Origin of the sequence: Pseudomonas sp. ADAK13 (assembly GCF_012935715.1) — a bacterium.
Taxonomy (GTDB): domain Bacteria; phylum Pseudomonadota; class Gammaproteobacteria; order Pseudomonadales; family Pseudomonadaceae; genus Aquipseudomonas.
On the sequence record NZ_CP052860.1, the window covers coordinates 410,119 to 433,556 of the forward strand.

The following is a 23,438-nucleotide window of genomic DNA, read 5'->3' on the forward strand; positions in this document are numbered from 1 at the left end:
AAAGTCTGAATTTCCCGTTCGTAGAATGCGGGCATACTTGCCCCTCGAACTGACCTGGACCCCTTATGCCACGGCGCTTATTCAAACGGTACATGCCCGATCCGACCAGCATTCGGGAACACAAGTCCTTACGCTTTCTCGGCAAATTGCTGCATGACCCGAACCTCTGGCACCTCAATCGGCATTCGGTCGCGCGGGCCATGGCGGTGGGCCTGTTCGCGGCATTTATCCCTATTCCCTTGCAGATGCTGCTGGCCGCGGTCCTCGCCATCAGCGTGCGCGGCAACATGCCGATTGCCGTCAGCCTGGTCTGGCTGACCAACCCGCTGACCATGCCGCCGGTGTTCTTCTGCACCTACATGACCGGCGCCTGGCTGATGAACGTGCCCCCCCGCAGCCTGCCCGATGAGTTGACCTGGGAATGGATCAGCGGGCAGTTGTCGACGCTCTGGCAACCCTTCCTGCTGGGCTCGGTGGTATTGGGGCTGGTGATGGCGGCGCTGGGGTATTGCCTGACCATGGGCTACTGGCGCTGGTGGGTGGCCCGCCAGTGGAAACGACGCAAACAGCGCAGGCTGTAGGCCTCAGCGGGCGAGCAAGCGCATATGCACGCGCAATCCCTGCCCGGTGTTTTCCGCCCACAGGCTGCCGTCCTGACGCTGCACGGCGTTGCGCGCAATGCTCAAGCCCAGGCCAAAGCCGCCGTCACCGGGACGTGAACCGTCCAGCCGGATGAACGGCGCAAAGATCCGCTCCAGCTCCAACTCATCAATCCCGCCGCCCTGGTCCTCCAGCCACAAGTGCCACTCATCGCCCTCGCGCTCGCCGCCCAACTGCACCGTGCCGTTTTGCGGGGAATGGCGGATAGCATTGCGCAGGATATTTTCCAGGGCCTGGGCCAGCAGGTTCAGATGGCCACGTACCCAGCAGTCAGCACCAAGCTCGCACTGCAAGCGTGAGGGCGACCAGCCACTTTCAAAACAGGCGTTTTCCCGAAGCATGTCCCACAGCGCCTGCACCTGGATGTCTTCCTTGGGCAGCGGCGCGCGTTCAGTGTCGAGCCACGCCAGTTGAAGGGTGTCTTCCACCAGCCGCTGCATGCCGTCGATTTCCCTTCCCAGGCGCTCGCGCAGTTGGGTCAGGTCCTGCTCGCTGTCGCTGGCCACGCGCAAGCGACTCAACGGCGTGCGCAACTCGTGGGACAGATCCCGCAGCAGTTGCTGCTGGAGCGCCACGGTGCCTTGCAGGCGTTCAGACATCTGGTCAAACGCGCGACCCAACTCCCCCAGTTCATCCTGGCGGCTGGTGGTGTCGCGGGAAAGCCGGGTACTCAGTTGATCAGCGCGCCAGGCGTTGGCCTGCTCGCGCAGGTGGTTGAGGGGCATGATCAACAACCGGTAAAGGCCAATGCACAACAACAGGGTGAACAACCCGGGAATCACGCCATTGGTCACGATTCGCCAGAACAACTGGTGTTGCCCGGGCATAAAACGCCTTGGCAACTCGATCACCAGAGACCCCGCACCCGGGTCGAGGGGGAACGGGATTTTCAACCATGGCAGGCCCTTGGCATGCCGGCTGACGGGCCAGTCCAGGCCACGCAGGAAGGTCAGGCGCTGGCTTTCCTTGTCCGTCAGCGGGTAGCTGCTCAGGGATTGCAGATCGTTGCCAATGACCCCCACCCACGTACGCTCGCGCTGGCCCATGGTGTGCAGCCACTCGTCTACCCCGGCGTTGCCGCCCTGGTTCCAGGCCAGTTCCGCGCCGGCCGCATAACCGCTCAGGGTGGCGCGGGCCTCGCTGGACAGAAAGGCATTCTGCTCTTCCATGTACCGGCCCCAGGACCAACTGAGCCAGATCATCAGCAAGCAGAAGGCAATCAGCAGGCAGGCCAGTTTCCAGAATAACGAGTGCTTGCCCGGCAGCCGTTTGAGCATGGCCTTAAAGCCCGTCATCGTGACCGCTCAACACATAGCCCTTGCCCCACACCGTGCGTACTTCCCGCTCGCTGTAGCCGATGGCCTTGAGCTTGCGACGTATCTGGCTGATGTGCATGTCCAGGCTGCGGTCATGGGGCGCATAGCCACGCTGAAATACGTGCTGGTAAAGGAAGGCCTTGCTGAGAACTTCCTCACTGTTGCGGTGCAGGGTTTCCAGCAGGCGATATTCGCTGCGGGTCAGCCCGGCCCATTGGTCCCGGTGAAAGACGTCAAACAGCTCATCATCGAAACGCAGGCTGCGGGCATCGCCGCGCACCGCCGCCAGCGCTGGCAGTGGCCGCCGGTCCAGGGCGACCCGGCGCAGGATCGCCTCGATGCGCACCCGCAACTCGGCCATGCTGAACGGCTTGGGCAGGTAATCATCCGCCCCCAGGCGAAAGCCGCTGATGCGGTCGGCTTCGGCGCCCAGGGCCGACATCAGGATCACCGGGATCGAATGGCTCCGGCGCAAATGCGTGAGCACCGACAGGCCGTCCATGCCCGGCAACAGGATGTCCATCAACACCACGTCGAAGCTCTGATCACGGGCCATTTGCAGGCCCTGCTGGCCATTCTGGCACCAGGTCACCCGGAAGCCACAGCGGCCCAGTTGTTCATGGACATAGGCGCCAAGCACAGGATCATCTTCAATCGCCAGGATACTGGGTAAGCCAACTGCTGCGGGATTCATTAGCGTCTGCAAGTCATTCTCAATGACTGATTATTCAAGATTGGCCCCCCATGAGCAACCGCCGCCAGGCGCCCGATGGTCCAAGGTTTGCTTCAGGTCATTAATTTGCAAGATTCCACGCCGCGCAAATGGCTACACTGCGCAGGTGGCGCGGGCCGGATGCCTGCGCGGAATTTCGACAACAGTGTGGTAGCAGGAGAGTGGCGTGCTTAGAAGAATGGGGATAAAGGGCCGCGTACTGTTGCTGACCTTATTGCCTACCAGCCTGATGGCGTTACTGCTGGGCGGGTATTTCACCTGGATGCAACTGTCGGAGCTGCAGTCGCAGTTGCTGCAACGTGGCGAGATGATCGCCGAGCAACTGGCGCCGCTGGTGGCCCCGGCCCTGAGTACCAAAAACACCGACCTGCTGGAACGCATCGCCACCCAGTCCCTGGAGCAAACCGACGTGCGCGCCGTGTCGTTCCTGGGGCCCGACCGCACGCCACTGGCCCATGCCGGCCCGACCATGCTCAATCAGCCGCCCATCGGCAACAGTTCGCACCTGTTGCAGCGCACCGGCAATGACGCGACGCGTTACCTGCTGCCGGTGTTCGGTCGCCATCGCAACCTCGCCGGTGACCTGATCCCCGACGAGTCCGACCGCCTGCTGGGCTGGGTCGAGCTGGAGCTTTCCCACAATGGCATGTTGCTGCGCGGCTACCGCAGCCTGTTCGCCAGCCTGCTGCTGATCGCCATCGGGCTGATTTGCACTGCGGCGCTGGCGTTGCGTATCAGCCGTACGATCAACGCACCGATCGGCCTGATCAAGCAGGCCGTGGCACAGCTCAAGGACGGCAACCTGGAAACCCGCTTGCCGCCCCTGGGCAGCCAGGAACTGGACCACCTGGCCTCGGGCATCAACCGCATGGCCGAGACCCTGCAAAACGCCCAGGAAGAATTGCAACACAGCATCGACCAGGCCACCGAAGACGTTCGGCAAAACCTGGAAACCATTGAAATCCAGAACATCGAGCTGGACCTGGCCCGCAAGGAAGCGCTTGAGGCCAGCCGCATCAAGTCGGAGTTCCTGGCCAACATGAGCCATGAGATCCGCACACCGCTGAACGGCATCCTCGGCTTTACCCACTTGTTGCAGAAAAGCGAGCTGTCGCCCCGTCAGCTGGATTACCTGGGCACCATCGAAAAATCCGCTGACAACCTGCTGGGCATCATCAACGAAATCCTCGATTTCTCGAAAATCGAGGCCGGCAAGCTGGTGCTCGACAGCATCCCGTTCAACCTGCGGGACCTGCTGCAAGACACCCTGACCATCCTCGCCCCGGCCGCCCATGCCAAACAGCTGGAGCTGGTGAGCCTGGTCTACCGTGACACGCCGTTGTCGCTGGTGGGCGACCCGCTGCGGCTCAAGCAGATCCTCACTAACCTGGTGAGCAACGCGATCAAGTTCACCCGCGAAGGCACTATCGTTGCCCGCGCCATGCTGGAAGACGAACAGGAAGACAGCGTGCAACTGCGCATCAGCGTGCAGGACACCGGCATCGGCCTGTCGAACCAGGACGTGCGGGCGCTGTTCCAGGCATTCAGCCAGGCGGACAATTCGCTGTCACGGCAACCTGGCGGCACCGGCCTGGGGCTGGTGATTTCCAAGCGCCTGATCGAGCAGATGGGCGGCGAGATTGGCGTCGACAGCACGCCGGGGGAAGGCTCGGAATTCTGGATCAGCCTGAACCTGCCAAAGACCCGTGACGACATCGAAGACCTGCCCTCCGCGCCGCTGCTGGGCCGCCGTGTGGCCGTGCTGGAAAACCACGAACTCGCGCGCCAGGCCCTGCAACACCAGTTGGAAGATTGCGGCCTGGAAGTCACGCCGTTCAACAGCCTGGAGAGCCTGACCAACGGCATCACCAGCGCCCACCAGACCGAACAGGCCATCGACCTCGCGGTTCTGGGCATCACCGCCAACGACATTCCGCCGGAGCGTTTGAACCAACATCTGTGGGACCTCGAACACCTGGGCTGCAAGGTGCTGGTGCTGTGCCCCACCACCGAACAGCTGCTGTTCAACCAGTCGGTGCCCAACCCCAACAGCCAGTTGCAGGCCAAACCTGCCTGCACGCGCAAACTGCGCCGTGCCCTGGCCGACCTGATCAGCCCGCGCCCGTTGCGCAGCGAACCCGGCGAGCCGCTATCCAGTCGCGCGCCGCGGGTGCTGTGTGTCGACGACAACCCGGCCAACCTGCTGCTGGTGCAAACCCTGCTGGAAGACATGGGCGCCAAGGTCCAGGCGGTGGAAAGCGGCTACTCGGCCATCGAAGCGGTGAAACAGGAAGCCTTCGACCTGGTGTTAATGGACGTGCAAATGCCCGGCATGGACGGTCGCCAGAGCACCGAGGCGATTCGCACCTGGGAAAGTGAACGCCACGGCACACCGCTGCCCATCGTCGCGCTGACCGCCCATGCCATGGCCAATGAAAAACGCGCCCTGCTGCAAAGCGGCATGGATGACTACCTGACCAAACCCATCAGCGAACGGCAACTGGCCCAAGTGGTGTTGAAATGGACCGGGCTGGCCCTGCGCAATCAAGGCCCGGAACGCGGCGCCGAGAGTTTCGGGCAGGCCACGCAATTGCCGGTACTGGACCACGAAGAAGGTTTGCGCCTGGCGGCCGGCAAGGCGGATCTGGCGGCGGACATGCTGGCGATGCTGCTGGCTTCGCTGGAGGCCGACCGGGAAGCCATTCGTATCGCCCGCGACGCCAACGACCGCAACGCCCTGATCGAGCGGGTTCACCGCCTGCACGGCGCCACCCGGTATTGCGGCGTGCCACAACTGCGCGCGGCCTGCCAACGGGCCGAGACCCTGCTCAAACAGGACGACGCCAAGGCCATGCCGGCCCTGGATGAGCTGGACATGGCGATTGCCCGGCTGGCCAGCGAGGCGCGGGTCAGCGCGTAAGCCTCACACAGCAAAGAGGCTTTCCTGTGGCGAGGGGGCTTGTCCCCCGTTGGAGTGCGTAGCGCTCCCGCTTTTTGGGGGCCGCTACGCAGCCCAACGGGGGACAAGCCCCCTCGCCACAAAATCAGCTTTCCATCATCAAGAAGGAATATTTGATGCGCATCATCCTCTTCAGCAGCCAGACCTACGACCGCGAGAGCTTTCTCGCCCAACCGTTGCCCGAAGGTCTGCAACTGCAATTCCAACCGGCCCGGCTGAACCTCGACACCGTGGCCCTGGCCGAACACCACGAAGTGGTCTGCGCCTTTATCAATGACGACCTCAGCGCCCCGGTGCTGGAGCAACTGGCCAACGGCGGCACGCGCCTGATCGCCCTGCGCTCGGCCGGCTACAACCATGTCGACCTGGCCGCCGCCAAGCGCCTGGGCCTGACCATCGTGCGGGTGCCGGCCTACTCGCCCCATGCGGTGGCCGAACATGCGGTCGCGCTGATCCTGGCCCTCAACCGCCGCCTGCACCGCGCCTACAACCGCACCCGCGACGGCGACTTCAGCCTGCATGGCCTGACCGGTTTCGACTTGGTGGGCAAGACGGTCGGCGTGGTGGGTACCGGGCAGATCGGCGCCACGTTCGCCAAGATCATGGCCGGGTTCGGCTGCCAGTTGCTGGCGTACGACCCCTACCCCAACCCGCAGGTCGAGGCCCTCGGTGCGCGCTATGTGAGCCTGCCGCAGTTGCTCGGCGAGTCACAGATCATCAGCCTGCATTGCCCGCTGACGGCGGACAGCAAACATTTGATCAACGCCCAAAGCCTGGCCCATATGCAGCCCGGCGCAATGCTGATCAACACCGGGCGCGGCGGTTTGGTGGACACCCCGGCGCTGATCGACGCGCTTAAGGACGGCCAACTCGGCTATTTGGGGCTGGATGTGTACGAAGAAGAGGCCCAGCTGTTTTTCGAAGACCGCTCGGACTTGCCCCTGCAAGACGACGTACTGGCACGCCTGCTGACCTTCCCCAACGTAATCATCACCGCGCACCAGGCCTTCCTGACCCGCGAGGCGCTGGGAGCGATTGCCGGCACCACCCTGGCCAACATTGCGGCGTGGGCCGGCGGGCAGGCGCAAAACCTCGTCGAAGGATGATCAGCGGTCACATAGCCGCGCCATGATGGGGCGCGGCCCGTGATAGGATGCCGCGCCTATTTGGAGGATCCATGGCCGAACACGATTTCCGCTTCAGCTTGCTGAGCCCGCAACACACCCTGATCGAATGCCGCGCCCTGGTGCCGGGCCGTTATCAGGTCACCGGCAACGGTGGCTCGATCAAGCACGGCGACGTTCTGATCGTCACCCTGCGCGGCAGTAAAACCCTGTCGATGCGCCTCACCGTCGAAGGCGATGCGCGCTACTCCATACGCCCGGCGGGCCAGTGGGTCGCCATGGCCCAGGGGCCGAAATTCGGCGAGCTGGAGATTCACACCTGGAAGGTCAACTGCGACAGCTGCGACAACGTGCTGGAGTTTGAATTCGCGGTGGAAACCAAGCTGACCAAGGAGCCGCTGCAACCGGCCGCCACTGCACGGGTTACCGAGCTGGGCTGGGCCACGATGGGTGACAAGCACCGCTGCCCGAAATGCCAGCAGGCCGCGCAATGAAAGCCGTGCTGATGCTGGCCGTGCTGGGCGCAGGCCTTGCGGGCTGCGCCAGCGATGAGGTCAAGCTCAAGCAGGATCACAGCTACGTGGTGGAATGGATCGGTGAGCGGCCGCTGATGGATTACGCGCACTTGACCGTAACCCTCGGCGCCGATGGCCGGGCTTACGGCAACGGCGGCTGCAACCACTGGTTTGCACCCTACACCCTGGACGGCGACAAGCTGAGCTTCGGCAAGGTCGGCAGCACCCGCAAACTCTGCGCCGAGGCGTTGATGGAGCAGGAACACCGTTTCTTCCAGGCCCTGCAGGGCGTACAGCGCTGGGACATCTCGCCGATCGAACAGACCCGTTTCTGGCCGGCGGACGGCAAGCCGTTGCGGTTGTGGCTGGAAGAAGGCTGATTCCTCGCTTCTGTGGGAGCTGGCAAGCCAGCTCCTACATTTAACCGCGCAGCGCCTTGAGCTTGGCCAACACACCCTCGGCCGTCTGCTCACCCATCAGTTGTTCGCGCACCTTGCCCTTGTCATCGATGATGTAGGTCACCGGCAAGGCTTCGCTGCGAGGAATATCGAAGATTTCGTCCGGGTTCTGCGCCAGTACGGTGAACTTGATGCCCAGTTTCTCGCTGGCGCTTTTGAGCTCTTCACCCTGGGCGTTGTCGAAGTTCACGCCGAACACCCCCACCGACTGGCCCTTGAGCTGTTCGGCCAAGGCGTTGAGTTCAGGGATTTCGGTACGGCACGGGCCACACCACTCCGCCCAGTAGTTAACCACCAGCCATTGCTTGTCCAGGCGCTCGGCGGCCACTTTCTGACCGTATTGGTCAACGCCATAATCATTGCCACAGCCGCTGAGCAGCAGTGTGCCGATGATTGCCAATGCGCCTAACAGTCGCCTCGTCATGGGGTAATCCTTCGTAAAAATGAACGTTGGCTGCGGCCTATCGCCTCTCATGGTTTAAGGACGTGGCGCAGCGCGGGTAGAATACCCGCCACCTTACGCAAGATGCGACCCGCACATGACCGATCTGACGCTTTATCACAACCCGCGCTGCTCGAAATCCCGCGGTGCGCTCGAACTGCTGGAAGCCCGTGGCCTCACACCCAACGTGGTGCGCTACCTGGAAACCCCGCTCGACGCCGCGCAATTGCAGGCCTTGCTCGGCAAATTGAAGATCAGCGCGCGACAACTGCTGCGTACCGGCGAAGACGAATACAAAACCCTCAACCTGGCCGACGCCAGCCTCAGCGAGGCGCAGTTGATTGCCGCCATCGCCGCTCATCCGAAACTGATGGAGCGCCCAATCCTCGAAACCGCCGACAAGGCCGTGATCGGCCGCCCGCCGGAGAATGTCCTGGAGCTGGTTTCGTGAGTGCGCCGTATGTGCTGGTGTTGTATTACAGCCGCAACGGCTCGGTCAGCGAAATGGCCCGGCAGATTGCCCGGGGCGTCGAGCAAGCCGGGCTTGAGGCGCGGCTGCGTACCGTGCCGGCCATCTCCAGCGAGTGCGAAGCCGTGGCGCCGAGCATTCCGGTCGACGGTCCGCTGTACTGCAGCCTCGACGACCTGCAGAACTGTTCCGGCCTGGCCCTGGGCAGCCCGACCCGTTTCGGCAACATGGCCGCGCCGCTCAAGTACTTTCTCGACGGCACCAGCAACCTGTGGCTGACCGGCGCCCTGGTCGGCAAGCCGGCGGGGGTGTTCACTTCTACCGCCAGCCTGCACGGCGGCCAGGAAACCACGCTGATGTCGATGCTGCTGCCGCTGCTGCACCACGGCATGCTGATCACCGGCTTGCCCTACAGCGAACAGGCGTTGCTGGACACCAAAGGCGGCGGCACGCCCTACGGCGCCAGCCACCACTCCGGTGCCGACGGCAAGCGTGCGCTGGATCAGCACGAGATCGCCCTGTGCCGCGCCCTCGGCCTGCGCCTGGCGAAGACCGCCGCGCTACTGGAGAACGGCCGTGGCCAGGAAGCCTAAGGTACTCCCGCCCCAGGCCTGGCTGGAGCCACGGGTCAAGGCGATGCGGGCGCTGAGCCTGCTGGCGTTTCTGGGTCTGGTGGGGTTGCTGTGCGCCTACTACCTGGCGTTCGCCGACCTGCATGGCGCGCGGCCGTGGGTGATTCTGCTGATCGAACTGGTGCCGCTGCTGTTACTGGCACCGGGGATGATTCTGGGCAGCGCGCGCGGGCATTCGTGGATGTGCTTTGTGGTGAATCTTTACTTCATCAAGGGCGCGCTGGCGGCGTATGACCCGAACCGGCAATGGTTTGGCGTGCTGGAGATGCTGGCGAGCCTGGCGGTGTTCTGCACGGCGTTGATGTATGTGCGGTACCGTCATCAGTTGAATCGGCGGTTGGCGGGGGAAGGTTTGCCTGCCTGAATGCATTTATTCAGGCAAAGCCGCAATCAATGTGGCTGGGGAGCTTGCTCCCTCACCACAGCAAGCCCCCTCACCACAAAAGCCCCCTCACCACAGGGTTATTTGTCGGGCTCAGTGGTTAACGGTGTAGGCCAACATCATCGACAACTGGCACATCGGCCGCCCGCTTTCGGCATGCCACTGGTTGAACGCGCCCTGTACCGTGGCCAGGTCCCGCAGGCTGGTCGGTACCTTGTCGACAATCTTCTGCGCGTTCAGCGCCGCCACCACGTCATAGCTCGGCACGAACGTGTCCTTGCCCACCATCCGCAAAAAGCGCGGCGCCGACAGCCCGCCCAACTGGTGGCCGTGCTTGCTCAGGTACTTCCACAGGCCGACGATATCGGTCACCGGCCAGTCAGCGATCAACGCGCCGAAGCTGCCCTTTTCCTTCTCGACATCCAGAATCATCTGCGCATTGCGCGGCACGCTCTTGAGCTTGCCCAAGTGGCGGATGATGCGCGTGTCCTGCATCAGCCGCTCCAGGTGTTCGGCACCCATCAGCACGACTTTTTCCGGGTCGAACCCAAAGAACACCTGCTCGAATGCCGGCCACTTGGCGTCCACCACGCTGTGCTTCAAGCCGGCGCGAAACACCCGCAGCGACAGGGTCGACAGGTAGCGGTCATCGCTGATCTTGCGCAGTTTCGCCGGGGTCAGGGGCACGGGCAGATGGGCTTCCAGCTCGGCCGCCGAACCGAAACGGTTCAGACAATATTCGTGCAGCCACTTGTAATCGCGCATGCCCTCTCCTAAGGATTGAAATGAAAACGGCGCCCAGGAGCGCCGTCTGTCAGAGCGGTGAAATGGCTCAGAGGTTCACTACGTTGACGAAGCGCGAAGCCGCACTTTCGTCGATACGCAGGCTGGTGAAGTCGAACAGGTTACGGTCGGCCAACTGCGAGGGCTGCACGTTCTGCAAGCTGCGGAAGATGCTGTCGACGCGGCCGGGAGTCTTGCGGTCCCAGTCCTGGAGCATGTCCTTGACCACCTGGCGTTGCAGGTTTTCCTGGGATCCACAGAGGTTGCACGGGATGATCGGGAATTGCTTGAGGTCGGAGTACGCCTGGATGTCTTTCTCATGGCAGTACGCCAGCGGGCGAATCACCACGTTGCGCCCGTCGTCGGCCCGCAGCTTGGGCGGCATGGCCTTGAGGCTGCCGTTGAAGAACATGTTCAGGAAGAACGTTTCGACGATGTCATCGCGGTGATGACCCAGGGCCATCTTGGTCGCGCCGATCTCGTCGGCAAAGGTGTAGAGCGTGCCCCGGCGCAGGCGCGAGCACAGCGAGCAGGTGGTCTTGCCTTCCGGGACCAGTTCCTTGACCACCGAGTAGGTGTCTTTCTCGACGATGTGGTACTCGATCCCCAATTCCTTGAGGTAGGCCGGCAGCACATGCTCGGGAAACCCCGGCTGCTTCTGGTCCATGTTCACGGCGACGATCTCGAACTTGATCGGCGCAACCTTTTGCAGGTGCATCAGCACGTCGAGCATGGTGTAGCTGTCCTTGCCGCCGGACAGGCAGACCATGACCTTGTCGCCCTCTTCGATCATGTTGAAATCGGCGACTGCCTCACCGGCCTGGCGACGCAGGCGTTTTTGCAGTTTGTTCTGGTTGACCGTAAGAGTGCCCATGGCGCTTGGATCCGCGAAAGGTGTGTGACGAAAAGCCGGGTATTTTACCGGGATGGGCGAGCGAGTTCCAATTAACAGACCCCGCCGCGATTAAGCCCAATGTTTACAGCGCAATTTGCTCTAAAGCCCTACAGTTTTTCAGGTCATCACTTCCTATACTGCGACATAAGGTCGCACATATATCCAGACCTTTCAGGCCAATTGGCCCGTGGGCGCTCCACTGGGGGGCGATGGTAATAACGACAGGAGTGACTGGCATGATCCATCACGTCGTGGGACTTTTCACCCACCCCGATCAGGAATGGCGGGAAATCCGTGGCGATAAAGAAGAAAGCATCGGCCACATGTACCTCACCCACACGCTGATCCTCGCGGCGATCCCCGCTGTATCAGCCTTTATCGGTACCACTCAGGTAGGTTGGGTGATCGGCAGCCGCGCCCCGGTGATGCTGACAGTGGAAAGCGCGTTGTGGATGACCCTCATGTCTTACGCCGCGATGCTCGGTGGCGTGGCGGTGATGGGCGCGTTCATTCACTGGATGGCCCGCACCTATGACGCCAACCCCAGCATGGCGCGCTGCGTGGCGTTTGCCACCTACACCGCGACACCGCTGTTTATCGGCGGGCTGGCCGCGTTGTACCCGCATATGTGGCTGGGGATGGTCGTCGGCACGGCCGCCATTTGCTACACGGTGTACCTGCTGTACGTAGGGCTGCCGACCTTCATGAATATCCATCCGGACGAAGGTTTTCTGTTTTCCAGCTCGGTGCTGGCGGTAGGCCTGGTGGTGCTGGTGGCGATCATGGCCTTTACCGTGATCGTCTGGGGGCTGGGCGTAGGCCCGATCTACACCAACTGACGCGGTTCAACCCGCAGGAAAAGCCACCGCAAGGTGGCTTTGTGCGTTATGCATGACCATTCGGCGCCTGACAGATTCGGATACACCCTGGTTTGCGGCATACTGGACGTCTCTGGAGATATGTACAGCATGCCCGAGCAACTCAATACCCGCGTCGAAGATTGTTTCCTGCAAGCCGAATCCTTTTTCAAACGAAGCTTCAAACGCCCCCAGGTCAGCCTCAAGCTGCGGGGCCAGAAGGCCGGTGTCGCGCATTTGCACGAGAACCTGCTGCGCTTCAACCCGCAGTTGTACCGTGAAAACAGCCAACACTTCCTTAAACAGACGGTCGCCCATGAAGTGGCACACCTGATTGCCCACCAATTGTTCGGCGAGCACATCCAGCCCCATGGCGAGGAATGGCAGTTGATCATGCGTGGGGTTTACGAACTGCCGCCGGATCGCTGCCACACCTATGAAATCCAGCGGCGGCGGGTGACGCGGTATATCTACCGCTGCCCGTGTGCCGACAGCGACTTCCCGTTTTCGCCCCAGCGTCATGGGTTGGTGAGCCAGGGGCGGCGGTATTTGTGCCGCCGGTGCCGGCAGACTTTGGTGTTTACCGGGGAAACCAGGGTGGAATAAGGGCCTCATCGCAGGCAAGCCAGCTCCCACATTGGAATGCATTTCAACTGTGGGAGCTGGCTTGCCTGCGATAGCGTCAGCCCAGGCGCTACTGAATCACCTTGGCACGCCGCAGATCGTCTATCTGCCGAGCACTGAAGCCCAACTCCGCCAACACCTCTTCGCTGTGAGCGCCCAATGCCGCTCCGATGTGCCTGGCCGCCGGCAAGCCTTCGGAAAACTTCAGCGGACAGGCTATCTGCGCCTGTGCGGAACCATCGCCCCGCGGCACCTGGCTGACCAGCTCCCGGGCTTTCAATTGTGGGTGCTCGACGGCCTCGCTCAGGCCCAATACCGGTTCGACACACGCATCAATCCCGGCAAACAACGCACACAGCTCATCAAAGCTGCGTTTCTCGAACTCGACCTGCAGCGCCAGCTTGAGGGTTTTCTGCTGCTCGGGTTTGGGCGACAAGCCCTGCGTGGCCAACTCCGGCCGCCCGAGCGCCGTACACAACTGCTGCATAAAGGCCGGCTCCAGGCTGCCCACCGACAACCAGCGCCCTTCCCGCGAACGGTAATAGTCATAGAAGCTGCCGCCATTGAGCACCTGGTTCTCCCACGCCGGCTCCACGCCACACGCCAGGTAACCCGCGCCGGCCATGGCATTCAGGCTGAACGCGCAGTCGGTCATGCTCACATCCAGGTATTGCCCCACCCCGCTCTGCTGCCGGGCGATCACCGCCGCCAGCAAGCCGACCACCGCGTGCAACGAGCCGCCGCCCACATCCGCCAATTGCACGCCCAGGGGCAACGGGCCGCTGTCCTGACGCCCGGTGTAGCTGGCGATACCGGCCAGCGCCAGGTAGTTGATGTCATGGCCGGCGCGATCCTTGTAGGGGCCGGTCTGGCCGTAGCCAGTGATGGAGACGTAGATCAGCTTCGGGTTGATCGCCTTCAAGGCCTCGTAGCCCAGGCCCAGGCGCTCCATCACCCCGGGACGAAATTGCTCGAGCACGATGTCGTAGTCCGCCACCAACTGCCGCACGATCGCCACGGCCTCGGCCTGCTTGAGGTCCAGGGCCAGGCTGCGTTTGTTGCGATTGAGGTAGGCATGGCTGGCCGATACACCCTGGTCATGGGGCGGCAACACCCGCAGCAGGTCCATGCGCGTGGGTGACTCGATGCGCAGCACCTCGGCGCCCATGTCGGCCAGCAGCAACGAGGCAAACGGCCCCGGCAGCAAGGTGGAGAAATCCAGTACTTTGAGGGACGCCAAGGGGCCTGACATGAAGACTCCGATTCCGGTTCGATGAGTCACAGAGTAGGCAATCCCGGCAGAAAGCGGCAATCACCTTAACCAACACCAACAGTGACCGTTGTGCTCGAACAGGCATAAAAAAACCCATCCGAAGATGGGTTTTTTACACGCGGTGCAGCCTTACTTGACGGCGGTTGGGGTCGGGCCTTCGGCCACGCCCAGGTCGTCTTCTTCACGGGTCTCGGAGATACCGCGACCACCGGAAGCCAGTTCGACTTGCAGTTTGTCTTCGTCCAGTTCCTTGACCCACTTGGCCACAACCAGGGTCGCAACGGCGTTGCCTACCAGGTTGGTCAGTGCGCGGGCTTCGGACATGAAGCGGTCGATACCCAGGATCAGCGCCAGGCCGGCAACCGGCAGGTGGCCAACAGCCGACAGGGTAGCGGCCAGTACGATGAAGCCCGAACCGGTTACGCCAGCCGCGCCTTTGGAGGACAGCAGCAGTACCAGCAACAGGGTGATCTGGTGGGTGATGTCCATGTGGGTGTCAGTCGCCTGGGCGATGAACACGGCAGCCATGGTCAGGTAGATCGAAGTACCGTCCAGGTTGAAGGAGTAGCCAGTCGGGATAACCAGACCCACTACCGACTTCTTGGCGCCCAGGCGTTCCATTTTGATCAGCATGCGTGGCAGTGCGGACTCGGACGAGGAAGTACCCAGTACGATCAGCAGTTCTTCACGGATGTAGCGGATCAGTTTCAGGACGCTGAAGCCGTGAGCGCGGCAGATGCCACCCAGCACGATCAACACGAACAGGATGCAGGTGATGTAGAAGCAGATCATCAACTGGCCCAACTGCACCAGCGAACCTACACCGTAGGCACCGATGGTGAACGCCATGGCGCCCAGGGCACCGAGTGGCGCGAGCTTCATGATCATGTTGATGATGTTGAACATCACGTGAGCGAAACGATCGATGAAGTCCAGCACCGGCTTGCCGTAGGCACCCAGGCGATGCAGGGCGAAACCGAAGATCACCGAGAACATCAGCACTTGCAGGATGTCACCGGTGGCGAACGCGCCAACGATGGTGTTCGGGATCACGTTCAGCAGGAAGCCAACGATGCTCTGGTCTGCACCGGCAGTCACGTAGGCCGCGACTTTCGAAGCGTCCAGGGTAGCCACGTCGATGTGCATGCCGGCGCCCGGTTGCACAACGTTGACCACGACCAGGCCGATCAGCAGGGCGATGGTGGAAACGATTTCGAAGTACAGCAGCGCGTAGCCGCCGGTTTTGCCGACCGATTTCATGCTTTGCATGCCAGCGATGCCGCTGACAACAGTGCAGAAGATGATCGGGGCGATGACCATTTTGATCAGCTTGATAAAGCCGTCACCCAGTGGCTTGAGGGCCACGCCGGTCTGCGGGTAGAAGTGACCGAGCAAAATACCGATAACGATTGCAACGATCACCTGGAAATACAGGGATTTGTACAGTGGCTGACGAGTCGTCATTGCAAAGTTCCTCAATCGTCTCGTGTGGCAAATATCCGCCATTGCCCACGACACTTGAATTGCGAACCCTCCTGCACTGGAGGGATTTGTTGTTTGAGAGCCCGCTCAAGGCCGGTCTCCCTGCGCTCTGTATCGCAAGCGTCGTGCCACATTTGCTGAAAACCGCTGAAGGCCTTTAGACATCAGCGCTCGGGGGATTTTCAGCTTCAGACAGCCCCTACAGACAGTGGCGGGTTTCCGCCTACCCGCCCGATCTCGTCCTACAATTTGGCGGATATCCGCCTTGTTGCCCCCGCACAGGATGGCTAACATCCGCCACTCAATGGACGAGGCCCCTCATGCGTGAACGTACCATCGCCAGTCACTACGCCCGGGCCGCCCTCGGCGGTGCGCGCCGGGCCGGTTTCGATTACTCGGGCCTGCTGCAGCAAGTGGGCATTACCCCGGAATTGCTGAGCGAACCCCGCGCCCGCATCGCCCCGGAACAATTCACCCGGCTCCTGCAGATGCTGTGGTTGGCGCTGGATGACGAATACCTGGGTTTCGCCGAAGGCCCGAGCAAGCGCGGCACTTTCGCCATGATGTGCCACGCGCTGATTCATTGCCGCACCCTGGAGAAGGCTCTGGAACGCGGTCTATTATTTTATAGCCTATTCCCGCAGGGTCCGCGCTGGCGCCTGACGCGCGAGGGGGAAATGGCCCGCTTGAGCCTGGATGATTCGCAACTCTGGGACCCGGATCACTTCCTCAGCGAATGCCTGCTGGTGATCTGGCATCGCCTCGGCAGTTGGCTGATCGGCCAGCGTATCCGCCTGGACCAGGCCACCTTCAGCTACCCGATGCCGCCCCACGCCACTGAGTACGACTTGCTGTTCCCCTGCCCGCAGGTGTTTTCGGCGCCTACCAGCAGCCTGGTGTTTCCGAGCCGCTATCTGAGCCTGCCGCTGTTGCAGGACGAGCGCACCCTCAAGCATTTCCTCGAACGTTCACCGGCCGACCTGTTGTCACGCCCGGATGAAGGCGACAGTTTGAGCAGCCAGTTGCGGCGCTTGTTAAGCCGCGACCGCACGCCCTGGCCCGACCTGGAAGCCGTCGCCCAGCACCTGCATATCAGCCCACAGACCCTGCGTCGGCATTTGCGGGAAGAAGGCACCAGCTTTCAGGCACTCAAGGATGAACTGCGCCGGGACATTGCGATTTATCACTTGGGGCGGGCGGATTTGTCGCTGCAGGAAATCGCCGAGCAGTTGGGGTTTTCCGAACCGTCGGCGTTTCATCGGGCGTTCAAGAAGTGGACCGGGTTGACGCCGGGGGCCTATAGAGCACAAGAGAGTTAGATAAGCGTTGCCAGTACCCGCCTCATCGCGGGCAAGCCCGGCTCCCACAGTTTGATTTGTGGACACAGTCACAATGTGGGAGCTGGCTTGCCTGCGATGAGGCCGGTGCAGCCATAAAGATCACACGGCCGGAAAGTGAATCTTGAACGCGGCCCCCCCTAGCGGTGAATCCCCCAGGGTCAACCGTGCGCTGTAGCTTTCAATGATGTCCTTGACCACCGCCAGGCCAATGCCCTGCCCCGGATGCTGGCGGTCGAGCCGCTCGCCTCGTTGCAGGATGCGCGCACGCTGGTCCGGCGGCACGCCGGGGCCGTCATCTTCGATGCACAACTCGGTGCCTTCCAGGCTTTCCTGCAAGCTGATGCGCACTTCGCTCAGGCACAGGCGGTAGGCGTTTTCCAGCAGGTTGCCGAGCAGTTCCAGCAAGGCGCCCTTCTCGATCGGCACGTCACAGTCGTCCGGCAAATCGAAAGCCACCTTCACACCCTTGTCGCGGTAGACCTTGTCCAGGGTATCGCACAGGCTTTGCAGCACCGGCTCCAGCCGCACCTGGTGACGCACCAGGCCGCTTTTACGCAGGCTGGCGCGCTGCAACTGGTAGCTGATCTGCTGGCTCATGCGCTCGATCTGCGATTGCAGCACCCAGGCCTGGTCCCGGTCTTCGGGGCGCTGGGCCATGTCTTCGCTCACGCCCTGCAACACCGCCAACGGGGTTTTCAGGCTGTGGGCCAGGTCGTCCAGAGAATCGCGGTAACGGGTGCGTTGCTCGCGCTCGCTGTGGAGCAAGCGGTTGAGGGAGCCGGTCAGGCGCAGCAGTTCGCGGGGGTGTTGCTCGCTGAGGCTTTCCCGGGTGCCGCCTTCGATCTCATCCAGCTCCTGGCTCAGCCGGCGCAGCGCTTGCAGGCCCCAGGTCAGGCCCAGCCACAACAGGGTGAGCAGCACCAGCAAGGCGGCGCCGAAACCCAGGTAGAGGTTTTCCCGCAGGCCTTCGAGGGTCAGTTGGTATTCGCGCACCGGTTGCAGGGCGACAATACTGAATGCCGCGCTCTTGCCGCCCAGCAGCTTGACCTCGACGTCATAGACAAAAAATTCCTGGCCGTTGGCCTCGCGAATCCGTGCGAACTCGTTGCCGCGCCCGTCATAGCGCGGCTTGTAGTTGATGTTCTCTTCCTGGGTGGCACGCGAACGCCAGACCAGGTGGCCTTCGCGGTCATAGATGTAGCCCAGCAGGCGGCTATCGGTGAGGTTGAAGCGCTCATCCGGTAACTGCGCGGGCATCAGCAGGCGATTGTTTTCAACCCGGGCAGCCGAAATCAGCGTCGTGACATCCGACGCCAGGCGCTGCTCGATGGAGTCCTGCAGGGCCAGGCTGAAGGCGCCCTGCATGGCCGGCAACAAGGCCAGCATAAACAGCACGGCCAGGATGGTGGCCGCGAGCATCAACCGCACACGTAACGAGCGAATCAACGGCAGCGCTCATTAAACAGGTAGCCCAGGCCGCGCACGGTGTCGATCGGCTTGAACCCTGCCGGGCCTTCCAGCTTGCGACGCAGGCGGCCCACCAGCACTTCGATGACGTTCGGATCACGCTCGTCGTCATCGGGGTAGAGCTGTTCCATCAAGCGGTCCTTGGCGACCACCTGCTGATGGTGACGCATCAGGTATTCGAGGATGCGGTATTCGTAGGCGGTCAGCGCCAGTGGCTGTTCGTCGAGGGACGCCTGCTTGCGATTGAGGTCCAGCAGCAACGGCCCGGCGACGATGGTCGATTGGGTAAACCCGCTGGAGCGGCGCAGCAGTGCGTTCATTCGCGCTTCCAGTTCTTCGAACTGGAACGGCTTGACCACGTAGTCGTCGGCACCGGCGGCCAGGCCTTCGACTTTGTCCTGCCAGTTGCCGCGGGCGGTCAGGATCAGGATCGGAAACGTTTTGGCCTGGGCGCGCAGTTGGCGGATCAGGTCCAGGCCGCCCATGCCAGGCAGGCCCAGGTCGATGATCGCCAGGTCGTGGTTGAATTGCCCGGTCTGGTACAGCGCCTCCTCGGCATTGGCGACGGCCTCGACCACGTGACCGCTGTCGGTAAGGCGGGTCAACAGGTGATGACGCAGCAACGCCTCATCTTCGACAACCAGCAATTTCATAAAGCTCTCCAAGGCAAATCAACTTTCCAACTGGGGTATATCATAGCGGCCCTGCAGGTCTTGCTGGCGCAGTTTACTGCCGTTGAAGTGACCTGACAGGTTTTCATTGCCTACGCGATAGTCCGACTGCGCAGGGTGCTGGCCCAGGGACTGGCCCCAGGGGGCGGCGTGTTCGCCGGCATCTTCGAAGCTCACCCGCTGAAGCAGGCTGTAGGGCTTTTTGCTCTTCTCTTTGGAGAAACCCGCGAAACTCGCGTCAGAGGCCTGCACGCCAGCAGTGGCACTGAGCATGGTTAACGCCAACATCAGCTTCTTGATCGCAGTCATGGTGCTACCTCATACGCTTTGGCTTTGGGTACGGGGCCAGACTACGCAGACGCCCCTGAACTCCCCCTGAACACTCTCTGAACCTGGGCTGAACCGAGGCCGGCTACTGTGTAAAGAGTTATTTACGTATCCCCGGCCGCAGGCTATCCAGCGGCCTTCCAACTCGGCAAAATACCCGGCATGAATTCCCTACCTGCTTGCTGCACCCCACTTGATGCCCATTGGCCGTTGCCCGTCGCCTTGCCCGGCACGGTCTTGCTGAGCACCCGTTTTGACCCGGCCCTGCTGGCCATCGGCGACTTCCAGCGCAGCGCCGTGCCGCCGCCCGCGAGCATCCAGCGTTCGGTGGCCAAGCGGCAGGCGGAGTTTCTGGCCGGTCGGCTATGTGCCCGCGCCGCGCTGCAGAAACTGGATGGGCTCGATTGCGTGCCGGCGATTGGCGAGGACCGCGCGCCGGTCTGGCCCGCCCACATCAGTGGGTCGATCACCCACAGCACCGGCCATGCGGCGGCCATCGTCGCTCACAAGGCCCAATGGCGCGGGCTGGGGATGGACCTGGAAAACCTGCTGACCCTGGAGCGGGCGGAACGCCTGGCCGGGGAAATCCTGACGCCGGATGAACTGCAGCGTATGGCGGCCGGGCCGCGGGAGCAGATTGCGCAGGTGGTGACGTTGACGTTTTCGGCCAAGGAGAGCCTGTTCAAGGCGCTCTACCCGATCGTGCAGAAGCGCTTCTATTTTGAGCATGCCGAGTTGCTGGAATGGTCGGATACCGGCCATGCGCGACTGCGGTTGCTGACGGACTTGTCCGCCGAGTGGTGCCATGGCAAGGAGCTGGAGGCGCAGTTTGCGGTGGATGGCGGGCAGTTGTTGAGCCTGGTGGCCGTCAGCGCCTGAAGCACCGTCATCGCAGGCAAGCCAGCTCCCACCTTTGATCGGGTTCTCACTGCAAAATGTGGGAGCTGGCTTGCCTGCGATGGCCGTTTCAGGTTTTCTCTTGGTCTCTTGGCCAACTCAGGCTGAAACACGCGCCCCCCAGGTTATTGCTCTTGCTGATCAACGCCCGGCCGCCGTGCCAATAGATGATCCGCCGCACAATCGACAATCCCAACCCGTGCCCGCCCGACGCACGGGTGCGGCTGTCGTCCAGCCGCAGGAACGGTGTGAAGATCCGCTCCCAGGCACTTTCCGGCACGCCCGGCCCGTCATCTTCCACGTCGATGCGGCAGCGCACCTGGCCCACCTGGTAACTGATCAGCACTTGCCCTTGGGCATGGCGCATGGCGTTGCTCACCAGGTTTTGCAGGGCACGGTGCAGGTAGCGCGGCTCGGCTTCCACCCACGCATCGTCCCAGTGGGCCGATGACAGGCAGATGCCCCGTGCCACGTTGATTTCCGGGCGCAGCGGCGACAGCTCCTCAATCACCTGATCAAGCAACGCACTGAGGTCGACCCGCTGGAAGTCCAGCGCCGGCGAACCCTGCTCCAGCCGCGCGTAGGTCAGCATTTCGTCCACCAGGCCATCGAGGTCCTGGATATCGCTGTCCATGCCTTCCATGTACTTGCGCCGCGCTTCAGGCGTGGCCGCGTCACCGATCATCTCCAGGCCGAATCGCAGGCGCGCCACCGGGGTGCGCAGTTCATGGGACACCGCACGCACCAGTTCGCGCTGGATCGCCAGCAGGCGTTGCAGGTGTTCGGCCATGCCATTAAACGCTGCGGCCAGGCGGCCGACCGAATCGGCCCCCCGGGCCGGCACCCGCACTTCCAGGCTGCCTTTGGCGATGCGCGTGGCGGCGGCTTCCAGGCCACTGAGGCGCCGCTCCAGTTGGCGCACCAATAAATAGACGATCAAGCCGATCAGGGTCAGGCTGATCAGCGCGATCAGGATCAGCCATTGCGCCGGGTATGGGTTCATCTGGTACAGCGGGCCGATTTCCAGGACCCACGGCGTGCCGACCATGCCGGCAAACACCCGGATCGAGTCGCCCCCCTTGCCCAGGGCCATCACGGTATCGCCTTCGGACACCCGGCGGCGCTGGTCATCATCCATATCCGCCTGATCGAGCATCACCAGGTGCATCTCGAAACCAAAGCCCTTGGCCTCTTTCAGGTCGGCGAGTTTCTGCGGCTGCTCGGCCACCGGGAAACGCACCAGCTCATCGGCCAGCAGGTAAATAGTCGCGCGGGCCAGTTGTTCGCTGATTTGCTGCACTTCACCGGTGAGCAACAGTTGTTCCTGGTCGCTGACCAACCGCAGCACCCTCGCTGCGTGAGGCCCGGTTTGCTCCACCAGCACCTGGCCGCGTTGCAGGCGGGTGCGCTGGCTCAGGTCCAGGTGCGCTTCGGCCACGGTCTGCAACTCCAGCGGGATGCCCAGCAAGCGCTCCCACACCGCCAGGGCGCGGCGGCGCTCGATGGCGCTCATGGGTTGCAGGTTGTCGCCCATCAGCGCGAAGGTGCCGTGGGCCAGGCGCTCGCGGTACTGGCCGCTGCGCACTTCATTGAGCAGGTGCAAGGCCAGTACGCCGAGCAACGCCACCAGAATCAGCGCCGCGCACATGCCGCCGTAGATGCGCAGGAAGATCGAGTTCACGGCGTAAGGTCAGCAGCAGCTTCGGGGACGAACAGGTAGCCCTTACTGCGAATGGTCTTGATCAGCCGCGGGTGAATCGGGTCGTCGCCGATTTTCGGGCGGATCCGCGAGATGCGCACGTCGATGGAGCGGTCCTGGCCGTCATAACCAATGCCGCGCAAGGCGGTGAAGATTTCTTCCCGGGACAGGATCCGCCCGGCATTCGCCACCAGCAGCCACAGCAGGTCGAATTCGGCACTGGTCAGCTCGATGCCCCCTTCGTGCAGCCAGGCTTCACGCAGGGCGTTGTCCACCACCAGCGGGCCGAATTGCAGACGCCGCTGTTTTTCGGGCGTGGCCGGCTCGACGCTTTCGCTGCGCCGCAGCAGGGCCTGGATCCGCGCCAGCAACAGGCGTGGGCGTACGGGCTTGCACACGTAGTCGTCGGCGCCCATGTCCAGGCCCAGCACCTGGTCCATGTCATCGGTACGCGCCGTCAACATCAGGATTACCCCGTCGTAGCGCTCGCGCACCTTGCGGCAGATGCTCAGGCCGTCTTCGCCGGGCAACATCAGGTCGAGGATCACCAGGTCTGGCTGCTCGGCGATGATCCGCGCCGCCGCGAGGGCGCCGTTGCCTTCCACCGACACCCGCAGGCCGTTGCTCTCCAGGTAGTCACGGGTCAACTCGGCCAGTCGTTCGTCGTCCTCGACAATCAATACCTGCCAGGCTTCTTGCTCCATGCGTTACCTCGGTTCTCATTATTGTAGGAGCGGGCTCGCTCCTACAGTTGTCATGTGGAATGAACAAGATATCGCGTGAATTAAAGGACGATTGTAGCCATGAGCCAGCCCTCTAGCACAAGCGCGCAAATGCGTTCGGACATCGTGTTTTTTTGTGATAGGGTTCGCGCCCGCAAAAATTCAACCGGGTGTTTTCACCTCGGAATATTCAGTGACAAACGGCGCAATCCAGCAGTACTGCGGCCTACACGGCTGTTCCACGTTTCATACACATTTTACCCACAACGTTATCCACAGGTAGTCCGTTGCTAAGCCCCCCAAAACGCATTATCTTGTAGGTCGTCGCAAAAAAAACCCTACATGTAGGGTTTTCAGCGAAAAGACCAAACACAAATCAGACAAGAAACTCAAGCTCTTTCTTGCTCCTGTTTGGTTGAACTTAAGCCTTTTTCAGAAGACCAAACCGCGCACGCGGATGGCAGCCGTTTTCTGCCCCGATCAGGCGAAAACGGTACGGGTGTTGCAGTACGAAACTGTCACCCACCAGGAATACGGTAAAGAGCCCCAAGGCTTGTAACCGAAGACTTCGGCATGGAAGCGGCGCGAACAGCTCCCTTCCTCCTGTCCCGAAGTTGTTATGCCAGGCCCAGGCCTGTTGTAAGTGCTTCAGGACGGAACGGTGGGCACCGTGATGGTGCCCAAATAAATATAGAATGTGGAGACAACCCC

General features: G+C 62.1%; 24 protein-coding genes. 12 read left to right on the forward strand and 12 right to left on the reverse strand.

Going from position 1 to position 23,438, the window contains the following annotated elements; genetic code table 11:
- Positions 1-65 precede the first annotated feature (65 nt).
- The gene (locus tag HKK54_RS01950; RefSeq protein WP_169386021.1) at positions 66-581 is read left to right on the forward strand and encodes a DUF2062 domain-containing protein; all 516 of its coding nucleotides are present in this window, start codon (positions 66-68) and stop codon (positions 579-581) included.
- Between the two features lie 3 nt (positions 582-584).
- On the opposite strand, the gene HKK54_RS01955 is transcribed toward HKK54_RS01950, so the two are convergent.
- Complete coding sequence (locus HKK54_RS01955) at positions 585-1,955, reverse strand: sensor histidine kinase (RefSeq protein WP_010165823.1); 1,371 nt, start codon at positions 1,953-1,955, stop codon at positions 585-587.
- On the reverse strand, positions 1,942-2,670 hold the full coding sequence (locus HKK54_RS01960; RefSeq protein ID WP_010165822.1) for a response regulator transcription factor: 729 nt from the start codon (positions 2,668-2,670) through the stop codon (positions 1,942-1,944). The genes HKK54_RS01955 and HKK54_RS01960 overlap by 14 nt, the downstream gene beginning before the upstream one ends.
- Positions 2,671-2,875: 205 nt before the next feature.
- On the opposite strand from HKK54_RS01960, the gene HKK54_RS01965 reads away from it, so the two are divergent.
- The 4 genes from HKK54_RS01965 (at position 2,876) to HKK54_RS01980 (ending at position 7,687) form a co-directional block, all read left to right on the forward strand.
- Entirely contained in the window at positions 2,876-5,629 is a 2,754-nt protein-coding gene (locus tag HKK54_RS01965) for a response regulator (protein WP_169386022.1), read from the forward strand.
- 155 nt (positions 5,630-5,784) lie between these two features.
- Positions 5,785-6,774, forward strand: a complete 990-nt coding sequence (locus HKK54_RS01970; RefSeq protein ID WP_169386023.1) for a 2-hydroxyacid dehydrogenase — start codon at positions 5,785-5,787, stop codon at positions 6,772-6,774.
- Between the two features lie 71 nt (positions 6,775-6,845).
- Entirely contained in the window at positions 6,846-7,286 is a 441-nt protein-coding gene (locus tag HKK54_RS01975) for a hypothetical protein (RefSeq protein WP_010165817.1), read from the forward strand.
- Positions 7,283-7,687: an META domain-containing protein gene (locus tag HKK54_RS01980; RefSeq protein WP_010165815.1), complete on the forward strand. Its 405-nt coding sequence runs from the start codon at positions 7,283-7,285 to the stop codon at positions 7,685-7,687. Before HKK54_RS01975 ends, HKK54_RS01980 begins: the two co-directional genes overlap by 4 nt.
- Before the next feature lie 40 nt (positions 7,688-7,727).
- Here HKK54_RS01980 and HKK54_RS01985 read toward each other — a convergent pair whose 3' ends face one another.
- Positions 7,728-8,189 (reverse strand): TlpA disulfide reductase family protein, encoded by a 462-nt coding sequence (locus tag HKK54_RS01985; RefSeq protein ID WP_010165813.1) that lies wholly within the window; start codon positions 8,187-8,189, stop codon positions 7,728-7,730.
- A 115-nt stretch (positions 8,190-8,304) separates the two neighbouring features.
- On the opposite strand from HKK54_RS01985, the gene arsC reads away from it, so the two are divergent.
- From arsC to HKK54_RS02000, 3 genes are read left to right on the forward strand one after another with little or no spacing between them, the layout of a single operon-like run.
- Positions 8,305-8,658: an arsenate reductase (glutaredoxin) gene (gene arsC / locus HKK54_RS01990; RefSeq protein WP_010165812.1), complete on the forward strand. Its 354-nt coding sequence runs from the start codon at positions 8,305-8,307 to the stop codon at positions 8,656-8,658.
- Entirely contained in the window at positions 8,655-9,269 is a 615-nt protein-coding gene (wrbA, locus tag HKK54_RS01995; protein ID WP_169386024.1) for an NAD(P)H:quinone oxidoreductase, read from the forward strand. Before arsC ends, wrbA begins: the two co-directional genes overlap by 4 nt.
- Positions 9,253-9,672 carry a DUF2069 domain-containing protein gene (locus HKK54_RS02000; RefSeq protein WP_102604978.1) on the forward strand — a complete coding sequence of 140 codons (420 nt, stop codon included), beginning with the start codon at positions 9,253-9,255 and terminating at the stop codon, positions 9,670-9,672. Before wrbA ends, HKK54_RS02000 begins: the two co-directional genes overlap by 17 nt.
- Positions 9,673-9,783: 111 nt before the next feature.
- On the opposite strand, the gene HKK54_RS02005 is transcribed toward HKK54_RS02000, so the two are convergent.
- Both HKK54_RS02005 and ttcA read right to left on the reverse strand, forming a co-directional pair.
- The gene (locus HKK54_RS02005) at positions 9,784-10,455 is read right to left on the reverse strand and encodes a DNA-3-methyladenine glycosylase I (protein ID WP_010165806.1); all 672 of its coding nucleotides are present in this window, start codon (positions 10,453-10,455) and stop codon (positions 9,784-9,786) included.
- Positions 10,456-10,522: 67 nt separating this feature from the next.
- A complete protein-coding gene (ttcA, locus tag HKK54_RS02010; RefSeq protein WP_010165804.1) occupies positions 10,523-11,347 on the reverse strand; it encodes a tRNA 2-thiocytidine(32) synthetase TtcA in 825 nt (274 codons plus the stop codon).
- 257 nt (positions 11,348-11,604) lie between these two features.
- Between ttcA and HKK54_RS02015 the strand changes: the two genes are divergently transcribed.
- The gene (locus HKK54_RS02015) at positions 11,605-12,207 is read left to right on the forward strand and encodes a Yip1 family protein (RefSeq protein WP_004371402.1); all 603 of its coding nucleotides are present in this window, start codon (positions 11,605-11,607) and stop codon (positions 12,205-12,207) included.
- 129 nt (positions 12,208-12,336) lie between these two features.
- Positions 12,337-12,831, forward strand: coding sequence for a SprT family zinc-dependent metalloprotease (locus tag HKK54_RS02020; RefSeq protein ID WP_010165798.1), 495 nt, complete (start codon positions 12,337-12,339; stop codon positions 12,829-12,831).
- A gap of 88 nt (positions 12,832-12,919) precedes the next feature.
- Here HKK54_RS02020 and HKK54_RS02025 read toward each other — a convergent pair whose 3' ends face one another.
- Entirely contained in the window at positions 12,920-14,101 is a 1,182-nt protein-coding gene (locus HKK54_RS02025; RefSeq protein ID WP_169386025.1) for a CaiB/BaiF CoA transferase family protein, read from the reverse strand.
- 150 nt (positions 14,102-14,251) lie between these two features.
- Positions 14,252-15,586 carry a dicarboxylate/amino acid:cation symporter gene (locus tag HKK54_RS02030; protein WP_010165794.1) on the reverse strand — a complete coding sequence of 445 codons (1,335 nt, stop codon included), beginning with the start codon at positions 15,584-15,586 and terminating at the stop codon, positions 14,252-14,254.
- A 338-nt stretch (positions 15,587-15,924) separates the two neighbouring features.
- Here HKK54_RS02030 and HKK54_RS02035 point away from each other — a divergent pair, with 338 nt between their 5' ends.
- Positions 15,925-16,923: an AraC family transcriptional regulator gene (locus HKK54_RS02035; RefSeq protein ID WP_169386026.1), complete on the forward strand. Its 999-nt coding sequence runs from the start codon at positions 15,925-15,927 to the stop codon at positions 16,921-16,923.
- A gap of 120 nt (positions 16,924-17,043) precedes the next feature.
- Here HKK54_RS02035 and HKK54_RS02040 read toward each other — a convergent pair whose 3' ends face one another.
- The 3 genes from HKK54_RS02040 to HKK54_RS02050 are packed head-to-tail and all read right to left on the reverse strand — an operon-like array spanning position 17,044 to position 19,391.
- The gene (locus HKK54_RS02040) at positions 17,044-18,390 is read right to left on the reverse strand and encodes an ATP-binding protein (protein ID WP_169386027.1); all 1,347 of its coding nucleotides are present in this window, start codon (positions 18,388-18,390) and stop codon (positions 17,044-17,046) included.
- Positions 18,387-19,064 (reverse strand): response regulator transcription factor, encoded by a 678-nt coding sequence (locus HKK54_RS02045; protein ID WP_003214228.1) that lies wholly within the window; start codon positions 19,062-19,064, stop codon positions 18,387-18,389. Before HKK54_RS02045 ends, HKK54_RS02040 begins: the two co-directional genes overlap by 4 nt.
- 18 nt (positions 19,065-19,082) lie before the next feature.
- Entirely contained in the window at positions 19,083-19,391 is a 309-nt protein-coding gene (locus HKK54_RS02050) for a hypothetical protein (RefSeq protein WP_010165784.1), read from the reverse strand.
- 180 nt (positions 19,392-19,571) lie between these two features.
- On the opposite strand from HKK54_RS02050, the gene HKK54_RS02055 reads away from it, so the two are divergent.
- Positions 19,572-20,288 carry a 4'-phosphopantetheinyl transferase family protein gene (locus HKK54_RS02055; RefSeq protein WP_169386028.1) on the forward strand — a complete coding sequence of 239 codons (717 nt, stop codon included), beginning with the start codon at positions 19,572-19,574 and terminating at the stop codon, positions 20,286-20,288.
- 88 nt (positions 20,289-20,376) lie between these two features.
- Here the strand turns inward: HKK54_RS02055 and HKK54_RS02060 are convergent, their stop codons facing one another.
- Both HKK54_RS02060 and HKK54_RS02065 read right to left on the reverse strand, forming a co-directional pair.
- Positions 20,377-21,987, reverse strand: a complete 1,611-nt coding sequence (locus HKK54_RS02060; RefSeq protein WP_169386029.1) for an ATP-binding protein — start codon at positions 21,985-21,987, stop codon at positions 20,377-20,379.
- Positions 21,984-22,709, reverse strand: a complete 726-nt coding sequence (locus tag HKK54_RS02065; RefSeq protein ID WP_010165778.1) for a response regulator — start codon at positions 22,707-22,709, stop codon at positions 21,984-21,986. The genes HKK54_RS02060 and HKK54_RS02065 overlap by 4 nt, the downstream gene beginning before the upstream one ends.
- Between the last annotated feature and the right edge of the window lie 729 nt (positions 22,710-23,438).